At 28.8% G+C, this 26,052-nt stretch carries 28 protein-coding genes and 1 pseudogene; 1 reads left to right on the top strand and 28 read right to left on the bottom strand.

Translation table 11 applies throughout. The features are described from left to right. The first annotated feature begins 136 nt into the window (after positions 1–136). The gene (locus ACU68W_RS00350; RefSeq protein WP_094223455.1) at positions 137–448 is read left to right on the top strand and encodes a LysM peptidoglycan-binding domain-containing protein; all 312 of its coding nucleotides are present in this window, start codon (positions 137–139) and stop codon (positions 446–448) included. A 75-nt stretch (positions 449–523) separates the two neighbouring features. Here ACU68W_RS00350 and ACU68W_RS00355 read toward each other — a convergent pair whose 3' ends face one another. From ACU68W_RS00355 to ACU68W_RS00490, 28 genes and pseudogenes are all read right to left on the bottom strand, one after another. Then, complete coding sequence (locus ACU68W_RS00355; RefSeq protein ID WP_094223456.1) at positions 524–1,504, bottom strand: tyrosine recombinase XerC; 981 nt, start codon at positions 1,502–1,504, stop codon at positions 524–526. 116 nt (positions 1,505–1,620) lie between these two features. Further along, positions 1,621–2,739: a pyridoxal phosphate-dependent aminotransferase gene (locus ACU68W_RS00360; RefSeq protein ID WP_446755936.1), complete on the bottom strand. Its 1,119-nt coding sequence runs from the start codon at positions 2,737–2,739 to the stop codon at positions 1,621–1,623. Positions 2,740–2,773: 34 nt separating this feature from the next. Next, positions 2,774–3,595: a PHP domain-containing protein gene (locus ACU68W_RS00365; protein WP_094223457.1), complete on the bottom strand. Its 822-nt coding sequence runs from the start codon at positions 3,593–3,595 to the stop codon at positions 2,774–2,776. A gap of 68 nt (positions 3,596–3,663) precedes the next feature. Further along, entirely contained in the window at positions 3,664–5,205 is a 1,542-nt protein-coding gene (gene rny / locus ACU68W_RS00370) for a ribonuclease Y (RefSeq protein WP_094223458.1), read from the bottom strand. 118 nt (positions 5,206–5,323) lie between these two features. Further along, positions 5,324–5,986: a chromosome partitioning protein ParA gene (locus tag ACU68W_RS00375; RefSeq protein WP_094223459.1), complete on the bottom strand. Its 663-nt coding sequence runs from the start codon at positions 5,984–5,986 to the stop codon at positions 5,324–5,326. Further along, entirely contained in the window at positions 5,973–6,212 is a 240-nt protein-coding gene (locus ACU68W_RS00380) for a hypothetical protein (RefSeq protein ID WP_094205671.1), read from the bottom strand. The genes ACU68W_RS00375 and ACU68W_RS00380 overlap by 14 nt, the downstream gene beginning before the upstream one ends. After that, the gene (locus tag ACU68W_RS00385; protein WP_094223460.1) at positions 6,212–7,795 is read right to left on the bottom strand and encodes an AAA family ATPase; all 1,584 of its coding nucleotides are present in this window, start codon (positions 7,793–7,795) and stop codon (positions 6,212–6,214) included. Before ACU68W_RS00385 ends, ACU68W_RS00380 begins: the two co-directional genes overlap by 1 nt. Then, a complete protein-coding gene (locus ACU68W_RS00390; protein WP_094223546.1) occupies positions 7,795–8,745 on the bottom strand; it encodes a metallophosphoesterase family protein in 951 nt (316 codons plus the stop codon). The genes ACU68W_RS00385 and ACU68W_RS00390 overlap by 1 nt, the downstream gene beginning before the upstream one ends. Before the next feature lie 30 nt (positions 8,746–8,775). Continuing rightward, positions 8,776–9,867 (bottom strand): recombinase RecA, encoded by a 1,092-nt coding sequence (recA, locus tag ACU68W_RS00395; RefSeq protein WP_094223461.1) that lies wholly within the window; start codon positions 9,865–9,867, stop codon positions 8,776–8,778. A 67-nt stretch (positions 9,868–9,934) separates the two neighbouring features. Further along, on the bottom strand, positions 9,935–10,471 hold the full coding sequence (pgsA, locus tag ACU68W_RS00400; protein WP_094223462.1) for a CDP-diacylglycerol--glycerol-3-phosphate 3-phosphatidyltransferase: 537 nt from the start codon (positions 10,469–10,471) through the stop codon (positions 9,935–9,937). A 1-nt stretch (position 10,472) separates the two neighbouring features. Then, positions 10,473–12,695, bottom strand: coding sequence for a DNA translocase FtsK (locus ACU68W_RS00405; protein ID WP_094223463.1), 2,223 nt, complete (start codon positions 12,693–12,695; stop codon positions 10,473–10,475). A gap of 2 nt (positions 12,696–12,697) precedes the next feature. After that, positions 12,698–13,129: a dUTP diphosphatase gene (gene dut, locus ACU68W_RS00410; protein WP_094223464.1), complete on the bottom strand. Its 432-nt coding sequence runs from the start codon at positions 13,127–13,129 to the stop codon at positions 12,698–12,700. A 51-nt stretch (positions 13,130–13,180) separates the two neighbouring features. Continuing rightward, positions 13,181–15,325, bottom strand: coding sequence for a polyribonucleotide nucleotidyltransferase (locus ACU68W_RS00415; RefSeq protein ID WP_446755937.1), 2,145 nt, complete (start codon positions 15,323–15,325; stop codon positions 13,181–13,183). Between the two features lie 46 nt (positions 15,326–15,371). Beyond that, entirely contained in the window at positions 15,372–15,638 is a 267-nt protein-coding gene (rpsO, locus tag ACU68W_RS00420) for a 30S ribosomal protein S15 (protein WP_002838220.1), read from the bottom strand. Between the two features lie 81 nt (positions 15,639–15,719). Continuing rightward, positions 15,720–16,646, bottom strand: a complete 927-nt coding sequence (locus tag ACU68W_RS00425; RefSeq protein WP_094223466.1) for a bifunctional riboflavin kinase/FAD synthetase — start codon at positions 16,644–16,646, stop codon at positions 15,720–15,722. Beyond that, complete coding sequence (gene truB, locus ACU68W_RS00430) at positions 16,637–17,500, bottom strand: tRNA pseudouridine(55) synthase TruB (RefSeq protein WP_094223547.1); 864 nt, start codon at positions 17,498–17,500, stop codon at positions 16,637–16,639. Before truB ends, ACU68W_RS00425 begins: the two co-directional genes overlap by 10 nt. After that, positions 17,484–18,452: a DHH family phosphoesterase gene (locus tag ACU68W_RS00435; RefSeq protein WP_094223467.1), complete on the bottom strand. Its 969-nt coding sequence runs from the start codon at positions 18,450–18,452 to the stop codon at positions 17,484–17,486. Before ACU68W_RS00435 ends, truB begins: the two co-directional genes overlap by 17 nt. Continuing rightward, positions 18,442–18,807 (bottom strand): 30S ribosome-binding factor RbfA, encoded by a 366-nt coding sequence (rbfA, locus tag ACU68W_RS00440; protein WP_094208602.1) that lies wholly within the window; start codon positions 18,805–18,807, stop codon positions 18,442–18,444. Before rbfA ends, ACU68W_RS00435 begins: the two co-directional genes overlap by 11 nt. Positions 18,808–18,814: 7 nt before the next feature. Further along, positions 18,815–20,554: a translation initiation factor IF-2 gene (gene infB / locus ACU68W_RS00445; protein WP_373276981.1), complete on the bottom strand. Its 1,740-nt coding sequence runs from the start codon at positions 20,552–20,554 to the stop codon at positions 18,815–18,817. Between the two features lie 465 nt (positions 20,555–21,019). After that, positions 21,020–21,148, bottom strand: a pseudogene (locus tag ACU68W_RS00450) (translation initiation factor IF-2 N-terminal domain-containing protein); the annotation flags it as partial. Positions 21,149–21,166: 18 nt separating this feature from the next. After that, complete coding sequence (rnpM, locus tag ACU68W_RS00455; protein WP_094208604.1) at positions 21,167–21,430, bottom strand: RNase P modulator RnpM; 264 nt, start codon at positions 21,428–21,430, stop codon at positions 21,167–21,169. A gap of 25 nt (positions 21,431–21,455) precedes the next feature. Next, positions 21,456–22,730, bottom strand: coding sequence for a transcription termination factor NusA (gene nusA / locus ACU68W_RS00460; RefSeq protein WP_094223469.1), 1,275 nt, complete (start codon positions 22,728–22,730; stop codon positions 21,456–21,458). Between the two features lie 9 nt (positions 22,731–22,739). After that, positions 22,740–23,204, bottom strand: coding sequence for a ribosome maturation factor RimP (locus ACU68W_RS00465; RefSeq protein WP_094223470.1), 465 nt, complete (start codon positions 23,202–23,204; stop codon positions 22,740–22,742). A gap of 106 nt (positions 23,205–23,310) precedes the next feature. Beyond that, complete coding sequence (locus ACU68W_RS00470) at positions 23,311–23,724, bottom strand: hypothetical protein (protein WP_094223471.1); 414 nt, start codon at positions 23,722–23,724, stop codon at positions 23,311–23,313. After that, positions 23,724–24,707 (bottom strand): flotillin-like protein FloA, encoded by a 984-nt coding sequence (gene floA, locus ACU68W_RS00475; protein ID WP_446755938.1) that lies wholly within the window; start codon positions 24,705–24,707, stop codon positions 23,724–23,726. Before floA ends, ACU68W_RS00470 begins: the two co-directional genes overlap by 1 nt. Position 24,708: 1 nt before the next feature. Then, positions 24,709–25,326, bottom strand: coding sequence for an NfeD family protein (locus ACU68W_RS00480; protein ID WP_094223472.1), 618 nt, complete (start codon positions 25,324–25,326; stop codon positions 24,709–24,711). 105 nt (positions 25,327–25,431) lie between these two features. Continuing rightward, complete coding sequence (gene rpsU, locus ACU68W_RS00485) at positions 25,432–25,611, bottom strand: 30S ribosomal protein S21 (protein WP_002836438.1); 180 nt, start codon at positions 25,609–25,611, stop codon at positions 25,432–25,434. Positions 25,612–25,705: 94 nt separating this feature from the next. Then, positions 25,706–26,041, bottom strand: coding sequence for a histidine triad nucleotide-binding protein (locus ACU68W_RS00490; protein WP_094223473.1), 336 nt, complete (start codon positions 26,039–26,041; stop codon positions 25,706–25,708). Positions 26,042–26,052: the final 11 nt, after the last annotated feature.

The following is a 26,052-nucleotide window of genomic DNA, read 5'->3' on the forward strand; positions in this document are numbered from 1 at the left end:
TATTTCTTCAAGAAATGAAACATTTGTTTCCTTTTTTAATAGAACATAAAAACTTTTGTTGACATATAAGAACATATGTTGTAGAATAAAAGCATAGAACATATGTGCAGAAAATAGTTTCTGAATGGGAGGAAATATGAAAAAATATAAAATTACAAATAAGTTCAAATTTTTTAGATTTATATCGATTTGTTTTGTAGCATTTTCTTTGATGATTTTAGTCCTAACTTCTAATCTTAGTTATGGTAATTATGAAAATCAAGAATATAACACTGAGTATTATATTGTAGAACCATCAGATTCATTATGGAAAATTTCTATAAAATTCAAACCTGATAATATGAGTACAAGACAATTTATATCTATAATAAAACAATACAATAGATTTATAGAAGGTAGCTCAATTAAAGTAGGCGAACATTTGAACATACCTTTAATAAATAAATAAGATACTGTTATACTCCTAATACTATCTAATAACAGTAATGAAGATCAAGCGCATGTCTTGATCTTTTTGTCTTTCTTACTTATTATTTTTTAAATCGTTGTTCAAGCTATTAAGTGGGTTCTTATTTACTGCATTTCTTAAACTATTATTATCTACATGTGTGTATATTTGTGTGGTGGACACTGATTCATGCCCTAAAATCTCTTGTAATACTTTTATATCGACATCACCATATTGGTACATTAAAGTAGCTGCTGTGTGGCGTAATTTATGAACACTGTATATACTAGTGTCAAATCCACCAACTTTTAAATAATGTTCTATTCTGTACTGTATTGCACGATTACTCATTCGATTTCTTTTTTTGCTGATAAATAGTGCGTCATTATCGATTTCTGGTCTTATTTTAAGATAATTATCTAAAGCATCTAAACACATATCATTTAGATAAACAGTTCTTTCTTTGTTTCCTTTACCGATAACTCTCAATGTATTTGTTTTTATATGATCGATGTTTATGCTACTAAGCTCTGATAGTCTCATGCCACAGTTTAAAAATAATACTGTAATACAGTAATCACGAGCTTTTATTTCTTCATCTTTTTCACGTTGTATAACTTTAAGTAAATTTAGTGATTCATCTAGAGTAAGATATACTGGTTGTCTAATATTTTTTTTTGGCGAATCTAAGAGTTCTGCAGGGTTTATTATATCAAGTTTTCTAATATTGATAAGATACTTATAAAATGTTCTGATACTAGAAGTTTTACGACTGCGTGTAGATGAACCATTGGATCTATTATGATCTAAAAATCCCATAAAAGAATGCAAATCAATAACATCAATATTTTTGAAAAAATTCAAATCTACATCAGAAGAATCAATCTTAACAATATCATCAAATGATTTTAATTTTATATTTTGCTTACGCGCTATAATGTATTTAATCATTAAATTGATATCGTAAGCATATTCTTTAACTGTGTTTGACGAACGTCCTTTAATAGTTTCTAAGTAGTCTAAAAAGTCCATAAGTATCATAGGATAGCTATTCATAGTTCATAGTACCTCCAAAATCTATAACATTAATGTCACAAAATTATTATTTTGTGACATTGTAATTTTATCAAAAACCTCCTCTATTGTCAAAAAAATATAGCAATTAAAATTTGCTATATTTTTTGATCTACTATAAAATTTTTTAAGTTTTCTAATCCTTGTTTAATGTCTTCAATACTTGTTGCATAGCTCATTCTAATATATTTGTCGTCTCCAAAAACAATACCTGGTACGAATGCAACGTTATATTTGGAAAGCAATTTATTACATAATTCTAAAGAATTATTAATTGTACTATTATAAAATTGATCTATTTTAATGAATATATAGAAGGCTCCTGCTGGATAAATATATTCTATGTCAAATTCATCTAGTTTGGATACTATATAGTCTCTTCTGGACTTAAATTCACCAATCATTTGCTCTACTTCATTAGATTCGTCTTTTAACGCTGTTAAACCGGCTATTTGGCTCAATGTATTAGCATTGGATGTAATATGTCCTTGAAGTATTTTTATGAGCTTAGAGACCTCCTTAGTGCTACAAGAATAACCCAACCTGAATCCAGTCATTGCATAAGCCTTTGAAAAACCATTAATTGTTATTGTTATCTCATTAATTTCATCAGATAATGAGCCTATACTTATAAATTCTTTATCATATGATAATCTTTCGTAAATTTCATCAGATATAATATATACATTATTTTCGACTGCCCAATTACCAATACTAAGTAATTCTTCTTCTGAATAGATAACTCCTGTAGGATTAGAAGGATTATTTAATATAAGACATTTAGTGTTTGAGTTTTTATATTGGTTTAATATATCGACATCGACTTTGAAGTTTTTGTTATATGGTAAAATGACAGGCTTACAATCTGTTAATTTACACATTTCAGGATAACTTAACCAATATGGAGATGGTATAAGAACTTCATCATTAGGATTTGTTAATGCAAATAAGCTATTAACTATTGCTTGTTTAGCACCAGTGGATACAACTATAGAATCTTTATCGCATTTTATATGATTACATTTGTTAAGTTTTAAACTTATTTCTTCTCGTAAATCAGGTATTCCGCTAGTATCAGTATATCTAACAATTCCGTTATCCAAGTACTCTAAAGTTTTATCAATTATATATCTTGGAGTCTTGAAGTCTGGTTCTCCAACTGTAAAGTTATAGACTTTTATTCCTTCTTTTTTTAATTTATTAATTTTAGCACTCAACTCAAGTGTTAAAGATGGATTTATACTGTTAATTTTATTTGATAACATAATTGCTCCTTAATTCGTGTAGTTTTTTTATAGATTTAAGTGTTGTATAATTTAATGCAAAATTTCCCATTAAATAGTTACCATCAAACTGCTTTCCATGACAGTCGCTTCCTGCTGTATATATTAGTTTGTTTTTTATCGCTATATTTAGATATTTTTTGATATCAGTAAATGAATGCTTTGAATTAATTACTTCAATTCCATCAATACCCATTTCTATGATATCATCTACAATATTATCATCATTCAATGTTATAGGATGTGCTAAAACACATACTCCATCAGCTGATTTTATAGAATCAATAATGTTTTGTAGTGATGTGAAGTTTTTTGCGACATAACATTTACCTTTTGGAGATAAATATTCGTTAAAAACTTCGTTTTTATTTTTGCATATTTTAATATCTACTAAATATTGAGCTAAATTACTTCTAGAAAAAACTTTATCCTTACTATAATTTAGGACTTTTTCTTTGTCAATTTTGATTCCAAATTTAGCAAAATTTTTCTCAAAAATATCAATTCTATTTGCTCTATCATGTATGGCTAATTCAGAAATTTTTCGTAAGTTTTCATTGGAACTATCTACATAGTACCCAAGAATATGTACTTCTTTGTTTTTGTAAGTTATACCAAATTCTACAGCTTTAATGATGTTAGTATTACAAAGTCCTGGATCAGCAGACATTAAAATATCATGATCAGTAATTGCAATTTCATCTATATGATTTTTATTTGCAGTTTTTTGAATTTCTTCAATACTTAATCTTCCATCACTTTCTGTAGAATGTACGTGCATATCAATCATTTTTAAATCCTTTTAAAGTTTTTCATATTAGAAGAAGGTCAACAAATGTTGACCTTCTAAGTTAATTCTTATTTTGCGTAATCAGATACCCTATTTTCTCTTATGACATTTACTTTAATTTGTCCAGGATATTCTAATTCACTTTCAATTTTATGAGCTACATCTTTTGCTAATATAACCATAGCGCTTTCATCAATAACTTCTGGTTTAACCATAATTCTGATTTCTCTACCGGCTTGTATAGCATAAGAACTTTCAATACCATCAAATGAATTAGCTATTTGTTCTAGATTTTCTAATCTTTGGATATAGTTTTCCATAGATTCACGTCTAGCTCCAGGTCTTGCTGCTGATATTGCATCAGCAGATTGAACTAATATAGATTCGATACATGTCGGTTCAACATCTCCATGATGAGCCTCAATACAATTGATAACATCTTTAGGCTCTTTGAATCTTTTAGCGGCGTTAACGCCTAGTTCAACGTGTGGTCCTTCGATTTCGTGGTCAATTGCTTTTCCTAAATCGTGAAGTAATCCACCTCTTTTAGCTAATTTCACATTTACTCCTAATTCACTTGCAAGCATTCCAGCAATATTAGATACCTCAATAGAATGTTTAAGAACATTTTGTCCATAACTTGTTCTGTAATGTAGTTTACCAAGAATTTTAATCAATTCTGGATGTAAACCATGTACATTAGTTTCATCACAAGCTTCTTCGCCTTTTTCTCTTATAGTATTATCTACTTCTTTCTTGGCTTTTTCAACCATTTCTTCAATTCTAGTAGGATGAATTCTTCCATCAACTATAAGTTTTTCCAAAGCAATTCTTGCAATTTCACGTCTTACAGGATCAAAAGCTGATAATACAACAGCTTCTGGAGTATCATCAATTATTAAATCTACACCTGTTAAAGTTTCAAATGCTCTTATGTTTCTACCTTCACGACCAATGATTCTACCTTTCATATCATCATTAGGTAAATTAACAACAGACACAGTAGATTCCGCTACTTGATCTGCAGCATATCTTTGAATTGATGTACTAATGATTTCTCTTGCAAATTTTTCAGATTCTTCCTTAGTTTTGGATTCGATTTCTTTAATAATAGCAGCTTGCTCACGTATTGTTTCAGATTTAACTCTATCAAGAACAATGTTCTTGGCTTCATCACTTGTTAATCCTGCAACTTTTTCTAATTCTAATTCCTTTTCATCTATTATAGATTGAATTTTTTGTTGCATATCATCAGCTTTTTTTAATTCTGAATCTAGCTTTTTATGTTTCTTTTCTAATGATGCATTTTTTCGTTCTAAATTTTCTTCTTTAGAATTAAGTCTATCTTCTTGACGACTGATTTCTTTCAATCGAGATTTGTTTTCACGATCTAAATCACTTTTCATCTTAAAGATTTCATCTTTTGCTTCTACTAATAGTTCTTTTTTCTTAGTTTCAGCATCTTTGTTTGCATCTTCAATTATTTTAACAGCATAATCTTCAGCGCTTCTGATTTTTTTCTCAGCCATGCTTTTTCTCAAAAAGAAACCTATTACAATACCTAATATTGCAGCAAGAATACCAATTATTAAAGATGTCGCGGTGCTCATAAATACACCCCCTTTATTCAATTTTCAATATTCATTAAATAAATCTTTTGGATAAATTTACTCTTTTAGTGTAGTACAAATACCGTTGATTGTCAATATTTAGATATATAATAGAAAATTATATAACATCTATTTCAGATGTATTATTTCTATTTGTAATTCTATAGTTAATATCCCCAATAGCAGATAAGTGAGCGTTATGGGAAATCATTATAATTTGTTTATTGTATTCTTCACTAATTTCATTGATAAAATTTGCTACATTGTGTATATAGTCTTCACTAACATGTTTACAAGGTTCATCAAGTACAATAATATTGGCAAGATTATTTTCATATAGCATGATAAAAGATATTCTTAGAGCCAAAGAAACTATGTCTACTACTCCCCCACCTCTAGCATCTACAATATCGTAGGTAAAAGTTTTAATCTCACCATCAATATCCAAGTCCTCTTCTATAAAAAACTTGGCAGAAGGATTGTTATTTTTAATTTTTATTTCGATTTTAAAATTCATTTCTTTTTCAAAGATATAACTTAAACATCTACTTACAAGGTTTTCTATTTGAATTTTAGCTTGTTCTCTTGAATATTCTGAAGTCTTGTCATAGAGCATTTTGATGATTTCAAGTTTTTCTATTTGCTTTTCAAGATCATCAACGCTTTTTTTAGTAGCTAATATTTCTTTTTCTATTGATTTTTTTACAGCCAATTCACTTTGATACTTAATTTCCATAGAAGTGATTTTGGATTGAATTTGAGCTAAATCAATTTTTTGCATCAGGAAGAAGCTCCTCAGCTTTTTGTAAATCTTGTTCAATTTGATTTTGAAGTTTAGTAATTTCTGATTCCAAATTTTCAGGATCTATATTTAATTCTTTCAACTGATTAAGTATATCTTCTTTTTGCTTCTCTAAAGTCTCTAATGCAATTTCGGCTCTATTTTTTTCTTCTTTAGCTTTATCAAGTCTTTCTTTTATGTTATTAAAACGTTCATTAGTATTCATTATTTTCTTAACTCCTTTACTATTTGAGTAACATGCTCTTCATCTATTTCACTTAGACAAAATGGACATATTTTTTCTTTGTAGAGATTTTCTTTGTATTCTTGTATCAGCTCACCTATTACAATATTACATTTTGATATTACTTTAGTATTCTGTTGATAAATGTTTTCTTTATCGTCTAATGTAGCTTTTATTATTTTAAGTTTGGCTAATAATTCGGAAGTTTTATAAAGATTGAATAATATATTTTGTAAAGTTTTAATTGACTTCAATTTATTTAATTTATCATTTTGTTCTAAAATCATATGATTAACGTTTTGATAAGAAATGCTAAGTTTATATAGCTGTATATATTTTTCTTTGTTTTTATAAATTCTATTTGTTAATTCTGAAACTTTAGATGTATTAATATTTTTTAATACCTTAATATTATTACTTATCGCTTGGTTTGTTTTATAATAATTTTCATTTAAATTAGATAACTGATTTAAAATTTGGATATCATTTTGAGTATTTAATAGAATATTATAAGACTTAGGCACTTGTTTAAATTTCTCTAATATAGTTTTATAGTTGTTGTAACTATTATTTACGTAAGTTAATCTATCATATAATGGTTTCAAAAACATCAATAAAGTAAGATTTTTATCGAGGATATCAATAATTTCTGATATCAAATCCGTATATCTTAAATTATTCAAATTTACATTATTGAATTCAATTTCTTTTATTACTTGCTGATAATACTCATATATTTGATTAAGTTTTAAAAAGGATGAAATATTATTTTGTGTATGCTGTAAAGTTTTTAAACAAATATCTAGTCCCTGGTAGTTATCTAAGTATTTATAACCATTATTAATCCTGCCATTTAATTCAGTAAGCTTTTTGGATAATGTTTTCAATATATATAGTTTTTCTGAATTTTTAGATAAATTATTGTATAAAGCTTTTAGATTGTCAATTTTTATTTTTTCTTCATTTAAATAGTCATATTTATTTAGAGATTCTTCTTTTTCGTTGATAAAACTTTTTTTAAAGTTTAATTCTCCTTTAGTACTTTTTATTTCTCTCAATACATTTCTGGATGCATTATCCAGTATGTCAATATTTACTAGTTTCCCAATAGCATTTGCTTTTGTAGAATCTGTTTCTGACAGCAAAAATGAATTTTCTAATTGTGAAGCGATTAAAATATTGTATTTTTCATTCAGGAGATTAACTTTTTTAAAAAGAAAATCATCTTGAATTTCTGATGGTATTTCTCTACCGAAATTTTCATATTTCTTTATCTCTTCATTATCAGGATTATTTTTAATGTAGTAATAATTAGTATTACCTTTTCTACCTCTTAAAATAAAATTACCGTTGTTAAATACAATTTTGACTTCAACATTATTATATCCATTTCTTATTAATAAATCAGTTGTGTAATCATTGAATAAGACCCAAGATAGAGCTCTAATCAAGGCAGTTTTTCCACTATCAGAAGCACCAGTAATTAAGTTTACTTTTTCTGAAAGCTCAAAATGACCTTGTTCGTATGACTGAAAATTAGTTAAATATATATCGGTAATATACATTATTCTATTCTCCTTATGGCTTCATCAATAATTTCTTCATCTATTTTCATTTCTCTTCCTATGGATTTTAAGTTGTTATTGATGTCTATAATCGGATTGCTTGATAACTTTGAAAGTCTTTCTTTTATATCTAGTAGGCTTTTGTTTTTAATAGAATATGGGTTTAATTTATCATTAGAAAAAATTTCACTACTATTTTTAGCACTTTTTAGAAAAATTTCTTCAATTTTGATATCATCTTTTGTAAGTTCGATTATCAAGACCTTAGGCATTCTTTTTCTTTCTGATTCAGTATTAGTCATTCTAGCAATACTTCCTGGATTTGCAAAAAACTTTTCATTGACCTTTACAGTTTTAAATCCAGTATGATAGTGACCACTTAACACAATATCACAATCAGTATCCATAATTTGATCGATTAAAGTATACTCAATTTGTTCAATAAATTTCTTATACAATAAAAAACTGTGTATCATTAGTATATGATAGTCTATATTATCTAATCTTTTCGGATAATAATGGAATTTATCAGATGAATCAATATCATGAGTATATGGTTGGCCAGAGATTTGAACTCTCAAACCATCTTTTTCAATTATCTTAGGCTTATCTTCTTCAATTAGTTCCAATACATCTAATGAATTGTATAGTCCCATCATAGCTCTATCTATAGAGTTTGGATTATAACCATATATATCATGATTTCCACTTATTATATGAATTTTCTTCGGAAAAGTTTGAAATAATTTACCAAATTTAGACGCTGTTTTTATTCCAACATCTGCTTTATCAAACAAATCTCCACCGTGAAGTATCATGTCAACATTTTCTTCTATTGATATTTCCCTTATTTCTTCAATTTTTTTATATATAGAATCTTCGTAATCGTCAATTCTAGATCTAGGATTTCTAGATTTTATATGTGTATCTGTAAAAAATAATATCTTCATAATAGAAATAATGGGCAAGTAATACTTGCCCTAGTCTAATTCATCCTCACTTATTTCGTTATTCGATTCGTCTTTTATATTATCGTTATTTTCTGTTTTGATAGCCTCTGAATCCTCTTTTGATCTTAATCCATAAAATTCATAAGTTTTATCGATAATTTCTTCTAGTATTTTTGGATTTTCTTCTAAAAATACTTTAGAGTTTTCTCGACCTTGTCCTAATTTTTCATCTTCATAACTGTACCAAGCACCTGCTTTTTTTACAACTTTGCAGTCAGTGGCTAAGTCTAATATTGTACCTATTTTAGAAATACCTTCTCCGTACATAATGTCGAATTCTACTTGTTTAAATGGAGGTGCTACTTTGTTTTTGACGATTTTAACTTTAGTACGATTTCCAACAATATCGTCACCTTTTCTAATAGCTTCTCCTCTTCTAATTTCAATTCTAACTGAAGAATAGAATTTTAAAGCTCTACCACCCGTTGTAACTTCTGGATTACCAAACATTATTCCAACTTTTTCTCTAAGTTGGTTAATGAAAATAACTGTACAATTGCTCTTGGAAATAACACCTGTTAATTTACGTAAAGCTTGAGACATTAGTCTTGCTTGTAGACCAACATGGCTATCTCCCATATTTCCTTCTATTTCAGCTCTTGGAACTAGTGCTGCAACAGAGTCAATGATAATAATATCTACAGCAGAACTTCTTACAAGAGAATCACATATTCCTAAAGCTTGTTCACCTGTATCTGGTTGTGAAATGATAAGATTGTCTGTATCTACACCTAAGTTTTTAGCATAAATTGCGTCTAATGCGTGTTCAGCATCGATAAAAGCTGCAGTACCACCCATCTTTTGTGCTTCAGCAACTACATGGAGTGCCAAAGTTGTTTTACCAGAAGATTCAGGTCCATAAATCTCAATAACTCTACCTCTTGGTAAGCCACCTATTCCTAAAGCAACATCCAAATTTATAGCTCCAGTAGGAATAGCTTCGATATCTTTTTGAACATGATCTCCGAGTTTCATTATAGAGCCTTTTCCAAATTGTTTTTCAATGCTTGCAAAAGCTTCTCTTAAAGCTTGATCTTTTTCAGATCCATTAGCAAAATCCATGACTACCTCCTAAAAATTAAACAGAACATAAGTTCTTGTGTTTATTATACCACAAACCAAAAAATAATTATATATTTTTTAAATCTAATACATTAACATTCTTAAAAATATAATCACATAAGCTGATTACAGTTAATACAATCGATATATAATATAGGTATATATCTAAAGCAAATCCCAATTTATCCCCAGTATTAATCAAAATTAAAACAATAGCGATAAATTGTGTCATAGTTTTTGATTTTCCCCAATAACTTGCTGCTAATGTAACTCCATTAGATGCAGCTAATATTCTAAAACCGCTAATAGTAAGTTCTCTTAATACAACTATAACCACGCTCCATGCAGGAACTTTTCCTAGTTGTACTAGGACAATTAATGCACTGCAACTCAACATTTTGTCTGCTAATGGATCCATAAACTTTCCAAATGTAGTAACTAAATTTTTCCTTCTAGCGAGTTGACCATCAATAAAATCTGTTATTGCAGAGATTATAAATATTAACGCAGGTATATAATTGTCTGTTTTGAATATCAGTAATGATGCTACAAAAAATGGTATTAAAATTACTCTTAATGTTGTGAACTTATTTGCAATATTCATATCAATCACGTCTTTCTAAATAATCTTTAGGTATTAAAATTTTTCTAGGCTTGCTTCCCTCACTAGGACCAACAATACCTTTTTCTTCCATTTGATCTATAATTCTTCCAGCCCTAGCATATCCTATTTTTAATTTTCTTTGTAATAGCGAAATAGATGCAGAATCTTCATTCAAAATAATTTCAACAGCATCTGTAAATAAAATATCTGTATCATCATCTTCAAGATCAATACTGTCTGATTTATCTATATCTTCTATGATTTCTTCTTTATAATTAGTTTCATTTTTATTAATTAAAAATTTAACTACATTATCGACTTCTTCATCAGAAATAAAAGCACCTTGAATTCTACTAGGTTTTGCCATTGATGATGGGAAAAATAACATATCGCCTCTTCCTATAAGCTTTTCTGCACCAGATTGATCTAGAATAGTTCTAGAATCGATTTGGCTACTAACAGCAAAAGAAATTCTAGACGGTACATTTGCTTTTATTGTACCAGTAATTACATCTACTGTTGGTCTTTGAGTTGCAATAATTAGATGGATACCACATGCTCTTGCCATTTGAGCTAGTCTGCAAATAGCGTCTTCAACATCATTTGCTGAGACCATCATCAAATCACTTAACTCATCTATAATAATAACAATATATGGTAGTTTTTCAAGTTCATCGTTTTTATTTTTCTTATTATAAGCTTTGATATCTCGAACGTGATTTTCTGAAAATATTTGGTATCTTCTTTCCATTTCCCTTACAGCCCAGTTCAAAGCAGCACTTGCCTTTTTTGGATCTGTAACAACCGGTATAGCAAGATGTGGAATATTATTGTATATACTCAATTCGACAACTTTCGGATCAATCAATATAAGTTTTACATCATTTGGATTTGACTTATACAAAATACTCATTATTATTGTATTTATGCAAACAGATTTACCACTACCAGTAGCTCCTGCTATAAGTAGATGTGGCATCTTATCAACGGAAGTTACAATACATTTCCCAGAAATATCTTTTCCTAAAGCTATTGGCATCAACGATTTTTCTTTAACAAAATTATCAGACATTAAAATCTCTTTTAACATTACAGAATTTTTAACATCATTTTCTACTTCAATTCCAACTACTGATTTACCGGGAATAGGAGCTTGTATTCTAATTCCACTAGTAGCTAAAGAAAGTGATAGGTCATCTGCTAGATTGACTATTCTTGAGACTTTCACCCCTGCCTTAGGCTCTAATTCATAGCAAGTAACCGTAGGACCTCTATCGATTTGAACAACAGTAGCATCTATTGAAAAGTTTTTTAAAGTTTCTTCAATCATTTTTGCTTTCTGTAATACAGAATCATCATTATCTTCCGCATATTCAGCATTTTTCAAAAGTTCTAATGGTGGAAAAGTATAATTACTTTGTCCAGAAAATTCACCAAAATCTATAACAGATAGCTGTTCTCCAGATTCTTTTTCATTAGACTTATAATCGTTGAGTTTTGGCTTTGGAGGTTCAAAATCTTTTGATTTCTTCAAATCAGATTTTTCTTTAAGTGAATTTTTAGAAATTCTTTCTTTTGTAGATTTATTTTGCTTAATCTCACGCGATTTTTCGATGTTTTTATTTTGTTTGTTTTGTTCAATTTTAGTTTTTATATCTACAAATGTCTTTTTAACAAAAGCGAAAAATTTTTGAAATAATTCTTTTAAAGTTAAATTCATTATTACAGATATTAAAAACAAAAAACAAAAAACAAGTGCAACATATAAACCTATGTAGCCTATAGCTATGTTTAGTATTGATGCTATAATAGCTCCAATTACTCCAATACCACTGTAGTCATTGGCTAAATTTAAATTCAAATCAATCCTTTGATTAATATTAAGATTTGGATAGTTTGATATATTAATTAAACTCATTACGAAAATTGAAGAAACAGCCAATATATAAGTAATTTTTCTTAGTTTATTTCCATGGTTTATATCAGATATCGTCGATATAGTATACAGTATACCTAATGATATAAAAAAGTATGAAAAGATGCCAAAAGTATTAAAGTATATATTTTTTACAATAATTCCCAAAACACCAACTCTACTACTAGCCATAAAAATAAGTGAAATAATTAACACTAATATAATTATTAATTTTGTCGAAGAGTTAGCATTTTTTTTGCTATTAGATTTTGATTGAGTTTTGTTTCGTGATTTAGTATTTCTAGCCATAATTAGTAGCCTGTATGGCCAAATCCGCCATCATTTCTATCTGTTTCATCTAGTACTTCAACTTCCTCAAATTGAATATTTTCGTATTTTTGAAGTATCATTTGACAAATTCTATCCCCAGATGAAATTGTATATTCTTCATTCGACAAATTGACTACAGGAATTTTTAATTCTCCTCTGTAATCACTGTCTATAGTACCAACACAATTTATCAGAGTTATTCCATGTTTAATACTCAAACCACTTCTTGGTCTGATTTGAACCTCATAACCTTCTGGAATTGCAATATATATTCCAGTAGGTACAAGAGTTCTTTCAAGTGGTTTTAAAGTTATATCATTTTCAGTATAAGCTCTCAAATCCATACCACTAGACCCAATTGTTGAATATTTTGGTAGAGGGTTATTAGATTTATTAATTATTTTAACTTTCATAATGTCCCCTTTCAAAAATATAGTTGAGTAATAAAATTACTCAACTATTAATTATTTATCTTCTGTATTTTGATCTTCAGATTTTTTATCAAAATTCTTTTTTTCTTTTCTTTCTGGTTTTGGTAAAAGAGCTTTTCTGGATAATGTCATCTTACCTTGGTCATCTATATCCATAAGTTTTACCATAATTTCATCGTTTTCTTTTAAAACATCTTCAACTTTATTAGTTCTTTCATGTGCTATATTAGATATGTGAAGAAGGCCTTCTTTTCCAGGTAATATTTCAACAAAAGCACCAAAATTCATAATCTTAGTAACTCTTCCTAAATATTTTTCACCGATTTCTGGTTCTCTAACTATTTCTTTAATCATATCTATAGCTCTTTGTGCACTTTCAGTGTCTTCACCAGCTACTGTAATTTTACCATCATCTTCGGTATCAATTTTCACGCCAGTCTCATCAATTATTTTGTTTATTACTTTTCCACCTGGTCCAATAACTTCTCTTACTTTTTCAGGTGCAATATTAATTACCATAATTCTAGGAGCATACTTTGAAATTTCTTTATTTGGTTCACTTATACATTCGTTCATTAATGATAATATATGAAGTCTACCAACTCTAGCTCTTTCTAAAGCTTCAGTTAATATTTCTTCAGAAATTCCAGTAATTTTTATATCCATTTGCAATGCAGTTATACCATCTTTTGTACCTGCAACTTTAAAATCCATATCTCCTAAATGATCTTCTAAACCTTGAATATCAGAGAGAATTACAACATTATCATCTTCCTTAATCAATCCCATGGCAATACCTGCAACAGGTTCTTTTATTGGAACACCTGCATTTAATAAACTAAGTGTTGAACCACAGACAGATGCTTGAGAACTAGAACCGTTAGAACTTAATACTTCAGATACTACTCTTATTGTGTATGGGAATTCTTCTTCTGATGGAATTACAGGTAATAGAGCTCTTTCAGCTAAAGCACCGTGACCAATTTCACGTCTACCTGGACTTCTTAAAGGTCTTGCGTCTCCTACAGAATAAGGTGGGAAGTTGTATTGATGCATATATCTTTTATCTTCTTGTTCAATTAATCCATCTAATACTTGTGCATCAGATGGAGTTCCTAATGTTGTAACAGATAAAACTTGAGTTTGACCCCTTTTAAACAAACCTGAACCATGTGGTCTAGGTAATATATCAACATCACAAGTTATTTCTCTAATTTGATCAAGTTTTCTATTATCAGGTCTGATATGATCTTCTAATATTAAACGTCTTACTTCTGCTTTTTCTAAATCATCGTATATAGTAGAAACTTTTGAAGCTATACTTTCATCATATTTTTCAACAAAATGATCCACTACATCTTTTTTAAGAGTACTAATGTGATCTTCTCTATCTAATTTATCTTCATTAACTGTAATTTTCTTTAAATCTTCAATACAGAATGATTTTACTTCTTCATCTAACTCTACATTTTTTTCTGGTTGAACAAATTCTTGTTTTGGTTTTCCGCATTCTTTTTGAATTGATTCGATAAATTCACAAATTTTCTTGATTTCTTCATGTGCTCTAAGAATAGCTTTTAACACTTGTTGTTCAGTAATATTATTACATCCAGCTTCAACCATCATGATAGCATCTTTAGTACCAGCGACAGTTAATTCAAGATCAGACTTATCTCTTTGCTCTTGCGTAGGATTTATAATAAATTCACCATCAATCATTCCTACAGCTACAGAACCAGTAGGTCCTAAGAAAGGAATATCCGAAATGCTCAATGCGATAGATGATCCTATCATAGCTAAAATATCGGGAGTATTATCTTGATCCACAGAAAGTGCAGTAGCTATAACTTGTACATCATTATGATATCCTTCAGGGAATAATGGTCTTAAAGGTCTATCGATTAATCTAGCAGTTAATGTAGCTTTTTCACTAGGTCTACCTTCACGCTTTATAAATCCTCCTGGAATTTTTCCTACAGAATAAAGTTTTTCTTCAAAATCGCATGTTAATGGGAAGAAATCAACCCCCTCACGTGGCTCTTTTGATCCTACAGCAGTAACTAGAAGTACAGTTTCTCCAGATTGAACTAAGCATGCTCCATTAGCTTGTTCAGCAACTTTTCCAATCGTAACTTCTATTTTTTTACCGCATAAATCATATTCATATTTTTTTATCATATTTTCTCCTTATAAATAAAAAGAGCGGAAAAACCCGCTCTTTCAATTATCTTCTAATGTTTAATCTTTTAATTAAATCACGGTATCTTTCAATGTCTTTATTGCTAAGATAGTTAAGAAGATTTCTTCTTTTACCGATCATTTTGAAAAGACCTCTTCTTGAATGGTGATCATTCTTATGAGACTTTAAATGTTCAGTTAAGTAGTTTATTCTGTAAGTCAATAAAGCTACTTGAACTTCTGGAGAACCAGTGTCTCCTTCTTTTGTTTGGTATTCTTTGATTATTTCTTCTTTGATTTCTTTGTTGTACATAATTTCCTCCATAAATTTTAATATTCACCATTACAGCGATATCGTTGAGGTTTCGAATATCAATGTAACAGTAGTACTTATTTATATTATCATATAATCTTGTAATTGTAAATCTAAATCTTGGTTTTTTGCAAAATTATAATCGCTTTTTAATTTATTGATAAGTTCAATCTCAGAATTAAATTTTACATTATCTCTTATTTTGTTTATGAATACTAATGTCAAAATTTTTCCATACAAATCACCCTTAAAGTCTAAAATATGAGTTTCAATCTTTACATCATGCTCATCGTAGGTTAGATTTTCTCCTACAGAAGTTATACCTTTGTATAGTTTGTTATCATAAATAACATTAGTATAATAAACGCCAGCTGCTGGTATAATATATTGTTTACATTCTAAATTAGCAGTAGGATAACCTAAATTTCTTCCTCTATGTTTACCATCTACGACAACTCCCTTAATACTAAATGGTCTGTAGAGCATTGAATTAGCATTCTCAACGTCTCCACTCATTAAAAATTTACGAATTGTTGTCGATCTAATAGGGACATTTTTAATAAATTGGTCATCTATAGTGTAGAGCTTATAATTAAAAACTTTTTGAAAATCTTCTAAAGTAGATACATTACCAGATGCATTAATTCCGAATTTGAAATCTTTGCCCACAACTAAATTTTTGAAATTAGTATGCTCTTTCACATAATTTAAAAACTCTTCAGGCTTAAGGGATAAAAAAGCTTTATCAAATGACTTGATTAAGCAGTAATCTACATTCATTCTTTTTAATATATTTATTTTATCATCCGTTGTTAATATGTTTTTAAACTTATCGTATTTTAAAACTTCTGAAGTATGTGACTTGAATATAATAACCCCTGATTTACCTAAGCTAACACATTTATTTATAAGTTTTTGATGTGCTAAATGTAATCCGTCAAAATTTCCTAAAGTAATAGCATCAATATTAATTTTTACGTTATCTTTGTCTAAATCAATTATTTGCATATGTCAAATACCTTATTCATTTTTAAAATATTATCTTCAATACTGCCGATTCCAATAAATTTATTTTTACAAACTACTTTGATATTATCAATGTTTTTGTGGTTGATGTTCACTTTAACACCATTCGTAATTTTTTTATATAAATTATCATCAAGTTTTATAGATTTCATTTCTGTTAAACTTTCGTAGACTGAAAATGATACATCGTTAATATTACATTTTCTAAGCGATTCTATTTTTATTGAATCTTTTATATCAAAACCACCAGAATTTACTCTGATAAGTGATTTCATGTATGCTAATCTATCTAATTTTTTGGCAATTTCTTCAATCAAAACTCTAATATACGTTCCCTTAGAACATCTAACTTTGATTATACATGAATTTTCTAGAAGATGTAATGGTTCAATATTATAAATTGTAATTTTTCTGGATTTCCTCTTAATTTCTTTGTTTTCTCTTGCGTATTCATAAAGTTTTTTTCCATTTACTTTAACCGCGGAATACATCGGAGGTACTTGTTCAATGGTTTTACCATTTAAATCATCTAAAATTTTTTTTAATTTTTCTTTATCGTATGTTTTATCAGAAAAACCTGTGACATTACCAGACAAATCAAGAGTATCTGTACTTGTACCAAAAATCATTTCAAATATATATGTTTTACCATATTCCATTAGATATTCTGTTATTTTAGTTCCTTTTCCAACGCCTAATAACAAAACTCCGGTAGCATCAGGATCTAGAGTACCAGCGTGTCCAATCTTCTTAGTTTTTAAAATTCCTTTACATATAGAAACAACATCTTGAGATGTATATCCCTTTTCCTTAAAAACATTAATTACACAATCCATATCTATCAATTTCTTCTTTTATTTTATTTGAAACTGTCTCAAAATCCCCTGTAATTCTTGTAGCAGCAGCATTCTTATGACCACCTCCACCAAGATTTTTGGCAATTAATCCTACATCAATATTTCCCTTGCTTCTGAAACTTACCTTGTACTCATTTTCAGTTTGTTGTTTAATTAATACTGATATTTTGATTTTGTCTGTATCTCTGAAAGTATTAATTACACTATCAATATCTGAAATTTCAACATTGTATTTATTTAATTGATCTGTCATTACAAAACTAAATGCAACATAATCATTATAAATTTCAGTCTTGGATAAAATTTCATTTTCTAGAAGTTGTGCTTCAAATTTTTTTGATTGATAAATTAATTCATTGATTTTCATCATGTCTGCACCATTTTCAACTAATCTAGAAGCTTTAGCTAATGTGTCTGCAGTTGTAGCAGAATATAAAAATCTTCCAGTATCAGTTGAAATTCCTGTTAAAAGTGACATGGAAATGTCTTTATCAATTGGTAGATTAATTTCATTTATTAAATCAAATACTAATTCGCAAGTTGAACTATAACCTTTTTTTACTATGTTAACGTCACCGTAAAACTCATTACTTTGATGATGGTCAATATTTATTCTGTATTTTGCTTTGTTAAATAACTCATCAATCTGACCTAATCTCTCATAATTAGCACAATCTAGACAAATTATCATATTAATATTAATATCTGTATTATCTGATAACAAATCCAAATTAGGAAGAAATTTTAAATTTTCAGGAATTTTGTCAAACTCAATAGGATATACCTTTTTCCCTAAATTTAGTAAACTTCTTGATAAAGCAGTTAATGAGCCTAAGTTATCACCATCTGGGTCTAAGTGAGAAATTAGAGCAATTGAATTTGCATCCTTCAATTGCTCTTTAAATTTCAAGATTTCATCATTAATCTTCATTATAATTTTCCTCGTGAATTGATTTTATTAGATTTTCAATATGCATACTTTTTTCACTAGTTTCATCAATTTTGAAAATCAGTTGTGGTACATGTCTTAAATCTACACTTTCACCAATTTGTTTTTTTAAGAATCCTTTTGCTTTATTCAATCCTTCAAGAGTTTGTTTTTTCTTTTCATCATCGCCTATTACCGCTATATATACTGTAGCAAAACTCAAATCATTTGTTACTTTTACGTCTGTAACAGAAACATTTAGTTTGTCAATCCTAGGATCTTTTAGTGAATTAATTATAGAACTTGAAATAACTTTTTTGATTTCTGATGAAATTCTTCTTACTCTTTTAATATTCATAATTCTCCTATCTTTGTACTTCGTTTAGTACGTATGCTTCCAGTACATCTCCTGGTTTAATGTCATTATAATTTTCTAAACCCATACCGCCCTCATAGCCTTGAGTCAATTCTTTAACATCGTCTTTATATCTCTTCAATGAAGAAATAGGACCTTCGAAAATTAATATTTCATCTCTCAACAAACGAACCACAGCATTTCTAGTTACTTTTCCTGTATTAACATATACTCCGGCAACAGTACCTACTCCTGGAACTTTGAAAGTATCTCTAACTGTAGCTCTACCTAAAACTTCTTCTTGATATTGTGGTTTTAACATACCAGTAATTGCATTTTTTACATCCTCTATAGCATCATATATAACTCTATAAGTTCTTATTTCTATAGATTCATTTTTTGCCATATCCAAAGCCACTTGAGTTGGTCTTACGTTAAAACCAATGATTATAGCACTTGATGCAGATGCTAAGTTAACATCAGATTCAGTAATACCACCGACAGCACCGTGAATTATATTAACTTTTACTTCTTCATTGCTTAATTTTATTAATGATTGTTTGATAGCGTCAATTGTACCTTTAACATCAGTTTTTATTATAATATTAAGATCTTTAGTTTCTCCGTCTGAAATTTTTCCAAATAACTCGTCTAAGTTCATGTTTGAAGAAGACTTGATTTGTTCTTCACGGTTATGGTCTTTTATTTTTTGAGCATAATTTCTAGCTTCTTTTTCATCTTTGACAGCGTATATCATATCGCCAGCTTCAGGGACTTCGTTTAAACCTAAAATCAATACTGGTGTTGAAGGACCTGCTTTTTTAACTTGCTTTCCTTGATCATTAAACATAGCTCTGATACGACCACTTGCTTGTCCACTAAATACCATATCAGAATGTTTAAGAGTACCTTTTTGCACCAAAATTGTAGCAGTTGGACCTCTTCCCTTGTCTAACTGAGCTTCAATTACAGTACCTACAGCAAGTCTATTTGGATTAGCTTTTAGTTCTTCCATTTCTGCTACCATTAAAATCATTTCAAGTAATTCATCAATACCTTCACCTGTTCTAGCTGAAACTGGAACTAAAACTGTATCTCCACCCCAGTCTTCAGGTACCAATCCATTTTCAGCTAATTCAGTTTTTACTCTTTCGATATTAGCATTTTCTTTATCTATTTTATTAACAGCGACAATTATTGGAACGCCTGCGGCTTTTGAGTGATTTATAGCTTCTACTGTTTGAGGCATTACACCATCATCTGCAGCAACTACCAATATTGAAACATCTGTTACTTGTGCTCCTCTACTTCTCATTGCTGTAAAAGCTTCGTGACCTGGTGTATCTAAAAATACTATTTTTTTGTCGTTAACTCTAATAGTATACGCACCAATATGTTGTGTAATTCCTCCGGCTTCTTTACCAGCTACTCTAGAATTTCTAATTCTGTCAAGTATGGATGTTTTACCGTGGTCAACGTGTCCCATTACAGTGATGACAGGTGGTCTTTCTTTTAAATCCTCATCCTTATCTTCAAAATCTAGGTTAAATACATCATCGTCATCAAAATCTTCTACTTCATCCTGTTCAACGATAACATTGAATTCACCAGCTACTAAACTAGCAGTATCAAAATCAATTTCTTGGTTTTGATTGGCCATTATTCCTAATTCCATTAGTTTCATTATTAATTCACTAATAGATACACTAATTTTTTCAGATAAATCTTTTACTGTAATTGTAGGTTGAATAATAAATTTTTTTGGTTCTTTTGGCTCATTCTTGATGACTTCTTCTTTTTTATTTTGATTATTGTTTTGCTTATTATTTTTATTATTCTTGTTATTTTTGTTATTCTTGTTGTTTTTGTTATTTCTGTTATTCTTATTATTGTTAGAATTTTTATTTTTGTTATTTTTAAAATTCTTATTCTTTTTCTTATCGTTAGAATCATGCTTTTCATTCATTTCAGATTTGTTTTTATGTTTTATCTTATCGAAATGAGATACAGATTCATCATCATTATTTCTTGGATGTTTTGGTTTAAATCCTTTTTTAGAATTATCATCTTGTTTATTAGCTTCAGTATGCGATTTACTTTCCACGTTTTCTTTTGAAATTTTATTAACATCTTGTCTATTTTCTTTTTTTGAATTACTGTTCTTTTGATTATTTTGAACTTTTTTTGGTTTTTCATAAAAAGATTTAACTTTTGATATTTGGTCTTTATCTAATGTTGACATGTGACTTTTAACTTCTATTTTGTTTTCTTTTAATTTGTTCATTAAGTCTTTTGTTGAAACATTCAATTGTTTTGCCAATTCGTATACTCTTATCTTTTCCATACAAAGACCTCCTTTTGATTAATCTTCTACATGGTTAATTAACTCCTCATATATAAGTGCGTCTACATCTGTTTTTAAAACCTGATTTAGTCTTCTGTTTTTCTTTGCCTTGTTTATACATTTTAAATCCTTGCATAAATAAGCCCCTCTGCCATTTTTCTTATTTGTCAAATCTACAGAAACTCCGTCTTCTTTATTAAAAACAACTCTTATTAGTTCTTCCTTTGGTTTATTTTCACCACAAACAACACATTTTCTTAAAGGAATTTTTTTAGTTTTCATTTAATACTCCAAAACTTAAATACATTTAATTTTCAGAATCTTCTGCAATTTCAGTATCTTCGGAATCTAAAGAATTATCTTCTTTAGTATCCTCAATATCTTCAATTTCTTCTATATCATCTGATTCATGATATTTAATCTTATCAAATACTTTGTCTTTATCTTCATCTCTAACTTCAATACCATTTGCTTCTAAAAAAGCTGCTTCTCCATCGAATTCAACAGACAAGCTATCATCTTCATAAGATTCTAAGTATTGGTTAAGTCCTTTGATGTCTATTTTCCAGTTCGTTAACTTAGCTGCAAGTCTAGCGTTTTGTCCTTCTTTTCCTATAGCTAAAGATAATTGATCTTCTGAAACAATTACACGGCATATTTTTTGAGCTTCGTCAATGAATGTAGCTATTACTTCAGATGGACTTAAACTATTAGATATGAAAGTCTTAATATCTTTTGACCAAATAACAATATCAAGTTTTTCGCCATTCAACTCATCCACAATAGACTTAACTCTGGTTCCACTGAAACCTACACATGAGCCAACTGGATCAACATTTTCATCATTACTGAATACCGCAATCTTAGTTCTTGAGCCAGGTTCCCTTGCAACGCTAAAAATCTCAACAGTTCCATCATTTATTTCCGGAACTTCTAATTCAAATAATCTTTTTATTAGAGAATTATTTGTCCTTGATAATATTATTTGAGCTCCTTTTGTAGTGTTTTTGACCTCTTTAATAAAAAGTTTTAATCTTTTGTTAGGAGTATATTCTTCAGATTTTATTTGTTCTGAAACTGGTATTATACCTTCTACTCTACCCAAATCTATATAGACAATTCCACGTTCAACACGTTGAACTGTTCCAGTGATTATTTCTTTTTCTCTGTCAATAAATTCGTTATAAATATTATCACGTTCTGCATCTTTTAGTTTTTGAATAACAATATTTCTAGCAGTTTGAGCAGCTATTCTTCCGAAGTTTTTAGGTGTTATTTCAATTTTCACTTTATCACCTAAATCGTATTTACGTTTAATAGTCTTAGCTTCTTCTAAACTTATTTCAGTATTTTTGTCTTCAACATTTTCAACAACAGTTTTGATTGCATATAAATTCACCTTACCGTTGTCTCTATTTATGTTAACTTCTACAGAACTTTCTTCGTTTTCATGGTCTTGATAATCAAAATTTTTCTCATAGCTTTTTATCAATGCTTTTTCTAAAGCATCAAAAACAACTTCTCTTGGTATTTTTTTTGATTTTTCTAATTCATCAAGAGCCTTTATAAAATCATTGTTCATATATTACTATCAATCGAATAAAGAAAGCTTAATCGATGATATATTACTCCTTTCAATTTTAATTTGATTTTTTTCTAATTCCAAAGATATTTCTTGATTATTGAAATCTTTTAAAATACCTTTGAACTCTTTCTTATTATCTAATTTTTGATATAAATTTACTATTACAACATTCCCTAAATTTTTTTTGAAATCTTTATCTCTAGTGAATGGTGTAGTTATATCTACTGATGCAATTTCTAAATAATAGGGATCTGAAATAGGATCTATTTCGTCCAGTTTGTCAGTTATTCTATTATTTATTAACTCACAATCATCAATTGATATTAGACCTTCATCCTTTTCAATGTAAAAAGTCAAAATATTTTTTCCATTTTGATTTGAATATTCTACATCATAAAATTCGATTCCAGTATCTTCAATTAAAGGGCTGAGGTCATTATTCATAAGTTCCCTAAGATATTTCTTATTCATATATCTCCTTTTCGTAAATTATTTAAATAAATAAGAGTGGGATTCCCCACTCTTAGCCACAATTTATTCTAAACTAATTGTATCATAATTAATCATAATAATCAAACTATCTTCTATTTCTTAAAGACAAAGGCTTATCAATTATTTCTTTCATAATGATAGCTTTTTTCAATTCATCTTTATGTTTAAATTCATCATTAATCTCAACTCTAATCAATTCTAATTCGTCGTTTTTTTCTTCGAAAAAATCTTTATGAATTAATTTTTGATTTTCTTTTCTATTATTTGTTTGCTCAAAATTATTGATATTATTTTGATTGTATTGAGAATTGTTTGATTTATTATAAGATAATTTGGTATTTGATTTATCTTTTCTTAAATCTTCTAATGTCTTTTTCTTGCGATAATCCTTACGGTTAAAGTTTTTTTGGTAACGTCTCGAACTACTTATGTGAATAAAATATTTAGCAAAAAACTTTACAACTATTATCGTAATTACAAGAGATAGAAAAGAAAACATTACTTATCATCCTCTTTTATTTTTTCGCTATTTCCTGAGATAGCTTGTCTCATCTCAGTATCACTTATAATATTTTTCATATTATAATAATCCAAGACTCCCAAATTACCAGATTCTAAAGCTTTAGCGATAGCTAGTGGAACCTTTGATTCACTTTCAACTACTTTTGCTCTCATTGAACGAACTTCTGCTATCATTTCTTGTTCTTTTGCAACGGCCATAGCTCTTCTTTCTTCTGCTTTTGCTTGAGCAATTCGTTTGTCCGCCTCTGCTTGATCTGTTTGTAGTTTCGCTCCAATATTTCTTCCTACATCGACATCTGCTATATCAATAGAAAGTATTTCAAATGCAGTTCCTGAATCCAATCCTTTGTTCAATACAGTTTTTGAGATTGAATCTGGATTTTCAAGAACAGATGTATGAGATTCTGATGAACCTACAGTAGTAACGATGCCTTCACCAACTCTAGCTATTATAGTTTCTTCTCCGGCACCACCAATTAATCTTTCAATATTGGCCCTAACAGTAACCTTAGCTTTAACAATGACTTCAATACCGTTCATTGCTACTGCAGCAATGTTTGGAGTTTCAATTACTTTTGGGTTAACAGAAACTTGTACTGCTTCTAAAACATTTCTACCAGCTAAATCAATAGCTGCTGCTCTCTCAAATTCTAACTCAATATCTGCTCTTTGTGCAGCGATTAATGCATTTACTAATGTATTTACATTACCACCTGCTAGATAATGCGCTTCAAGTTGATTAGTAGTTAGATTTAATCCTGCTTTTGTTGCTTTGATAAGAGGATTTATAATGTTTTTAGGAATAACTCTACGTAATCTCATACCTATTAATTGTGAAATTTTAACGCGGACACCTGAAAATTGAGCAGTAACCCATAAACCTACAGGAACTAACGAAAAGAATACTAATAGCAATATAACTATTAATATAGGTACTAAAAATGGAATTTCAAATGGCATTTTACACTCTCCTTACTATTATTTTAAAATCTTTTATTTCACTAACAACAACTTCGCAACCTTTTGGAATAAAATCTCCCCTAGTAATAGCGTCAATATAATCGCCATCTATTTCAATTTTGCCGCTCGGTCTTAAAGGTGTTATAGTAATTCCCTTTTTGTTCAAGTATTTTTTTGATGACTGAGTAAATGATTTTGAGTTAGTTTCTTTTAAAACAAATTTATTGAATTTACTTGAGTCAAAATCTTTACTTAAAAATACTAATATAAACAAAACATCAATTGTTATGGCAATAACTACTGTTAAAAATGCTAGGTACAGATTATTAATAATCATGCTTATTCCTACAATCATTGATAAGACACCCACAATTCCAGCAATAAAACCGCCTGGAACTATTAGTTCTAATCCAACGAATAAGAGCCCTATTAAAAATAACAATATCCCTACTATGTTGATATCACCGTGATTATAATAAGACAAAATAAATAGAACAGAAAAAACAGCAGTTAGAACACCGTATTTAATCTTCTTGTTTGATAACATAAGCAGTGTGATACAAATAAATGTTACTGCTAAAAAAATCATACTTAAAATATGATTAGAAAATATATCCATAGAAAACGATAACACCTCCTAAATATCTTTATAACACAATTATACACTAAAAAAAGCAATAAAAAAAGATTCCTATAAGGAATCTTTCATTAAATATCAATTTCATTAGAAATTTCTTTTTTTTCTTTTAGCTGCTTCAGATTTTTTCTTTTTCTTTACGCTAGGCTTTTCATAATGTTCTCTTTTTCTATATTCAGATAAAACTCCAGATCTAGCACATTGTCTTTTAAATCTTTTTATAGCATTATCTAATGATTCGTTTTCTCCTACTTTAATTTCTGACATGGTTTCCCTCCCCTCTTTATTGCAAGAATGCTCACAAAAGAGCAGAATTTATACCAAAATAGTATAACACAATTCTAATAAAATAACAATATTTTTATGGCCAGCTAAGTTTTTTCTTACCTAACACGTGAAAATGCATGTGATGTACTGTTTGTCCACCATCTTCTCCACAGTTATTTACTATTCTATAGCCAGACTTATCAATATCGAACTCTTTTGCTAGTTTTGCAATTACTTCAAATATATGAGCAACTATTTGTGAATTTGATTCATCAATATCATTAGCACCAGAAATATGTTCTTTAGGTATAACTAAAAAATGTTCTGGAGTAACAGGATTGATGTCGTGAAAAGCGTATACCAAATCATCCTCATATATTTTTTTAGAAGGTATTTCTCCATTAACTATTTTACAAAATACACAGTCCATGACTCGCCTCC

This window comes from Finegoldia sp. P2-F-LR, from assembly GCF_052932265.1.

What these genes read in the sequence shown, in the direction of transcription:
- ACU68W_RS00350 (WP_094223455.1), top strand. Translation starts at nt 137, where the DNA reads ATGAAAAAATATAAAATTACAAATAAGTTCAAATTTTTTAGATTTATA.
- ACU68W_RS00355 (WP_094223456.1), bottom strand. Translation starts at nt 1,504, where the DNA reads ATGAATAGCTATCCTATGATACTTATGGACTTTTTAGACTACTTAGAA.
- ACU68W_RS00365 (WP_094223457.1), bottom strand. Translation starts at nt 3,595, where the DNA reads ATGATTGATATGCACGTACATTCTACAGAAAGTGATGGAAGATTAAGT.
- rny (WP_094223458.1), bottom strand. Translation starts at nt 5,205, where the DNA reads ATGAGCACCGCGACATCTTTAATAATTGGTATTCTTGCTGCAATATTA.
- ACU68W_RS00375 (WP_094223459.1), bottom strand. Translation starts at nt 5,986, where the DNA reads ATGCAAAAAATTGATTTAGCTCAAATTCAATCCAAAATCACTTCTATG.
- ACU68W_RS00380 (WP_094205671.1), bottom strand. Translation starts at nt 6,212, where the DNA reads ATGAATACTAATGAACGTTTTAATAACATAAAAGAAAGACTTGATAAA.
- ACU68W_RS00385 (WP_094223460.1), bottom strand. Translation starts at nt 7,795, where the DNA reads ATGTATATTACCGATATATATTTAACTAATTTTCAGTCATACGAACAA.
- ACU68W_RS00390 (WP_094223546.1), bottom strand. Translation starts at nt 8,745, where the DNA reads ATGAAGATATTATTTTTTACAGATACACATATAAAATCTAGAAATCCT.
- recA (WP_094223461.1), bottom strand. Translation starts at nt 9,867, where the DNA reads ATGGATTTTGCTAATGGATCTGAAAAAGATCAAGCTTTAAGAGAAGCT.
- pgsA (WP_094223462.1), bottom strand. Translation starts at nt 10,471, where the DNA reads ATGAATATTGCAAATAAGTTCACAACATTAAGAGTAATTTTAATACCA.
- ACU68W_RS00405 (WP_094223463.1), bottom strand. Translation starts at nt 12,695, where the DNA reads ATGGCTAGAAATACTAAATCACGAAACAAAACTCAATCAAAATCTAAT.
- dut (WP_094223464.1), bottom strand. Translation starts at nt 13,129, where the DNA reads ATGAAAGTTAAAATAATTAATAAATCTAATAACCCTCTACCAAAATAT.
- ACU68W_RS00415 (WP_446755937.1), bottom strand. Translation starts at nt 15,325, where the DNA reads ATGATAAAAAAATATGAATATGATTTATGCGGTAAAAAAATAGAAGTT.
- rpsO (WP_002838220.1), bottom strand. Translation starts at nt 15,638, where the DNA reads ATGTACAACAAAGAAATCAAAGAAGAAATAATCAAAGAATACCAAACA.
- ACU68W_RS00425 (WP_094223466.1), bottom strand. Translation starts at nt 16,646, where the DNA reads ATGCAAATAATTGATTTAGACAAAGATAACGTAAAAATTAATATTGAT.
- truB (WP_094223547.1), bottom strand. Translation starts at nt 17,500, where the DNA reads ATGGATTGTGTAATTAATGTTTTTAAGGAAAAGGGATATACATCTCAA.
- ACU68W_RS00435 (WP_094223467.1), bottom strand. Translation starts at nt 18,452, where the DNA reads ATGAAGATTAATGATGAAATCTTGAAATTTAAAGAGCAATTGAAGGAT.
- rbfA (WP_094208602.1), bottom strand. Translation starts at nt 18,807, where the DNA reads ATGAATATTAAAAGAGTAAGAAGAATTTCATCAGAAATCAAAAAAGTT.
- rnpM (WP_094208604.1), bottom strand. Translation starts at nt 21,430, where the DNA reads ATGAAAACTAAAAAAATTCCTTTAAGAAAATGTGTTGTTTGTGGTGAA.
- nusA (WP_094223469.1), bottom strand. Translation starts at nt 22,730, where the DNA reads ATGAACAATGATTTTATAAAGGCTCTTGATGAATTAGAAAAATCAAAA.
- ACU68W_RS00465 (WP_094223470.1), bottom strand. Translation starts at nt 23,204, where the DNA reads ATGAATAAGAAATATCTTAGGGAACTTATGAATAATGACCTCAGCCCT.
- ACU68W_RS00470 (WP_094223471.1), bottom strand. Translation starts at nt 23,724, where the DNA reads ATGTTTTCTTTTCTATCTCTTGTAATTACGATAATAGTTGTAAAGTTT.
- floA (WP_446755938.1), bottom strand. Translation starts at nt 24,707, where the DNA reads ATGCCATTTGAAATTCCATTTTTAGTACCTATATTAATAGTTATATTG.
- ACU68W_RS00480 (WP_094223472.1), bottom strand. Translation starts at nt 25,326, where the DNA reads ATGGATATATTTTCTAATCATATTTTAAGTATGATTTTTTTAGCAGTA.
- rpsU (WP_002836438.1), bottom strand. Translation starts at nt 25,611, where the DNA reads ATGTCAGAAATTAAAGTAGGAGAAAACGAATCATTAGATAATGCTATA.
- ACU68W_RS00490 (WP_094223473.1), bottom strand. Translation starts at nt 26,041, where the DNA reads ATGGACTGTGTATTTTGTAAAATAGTTAATGGAGAAATACCTTCTAAA.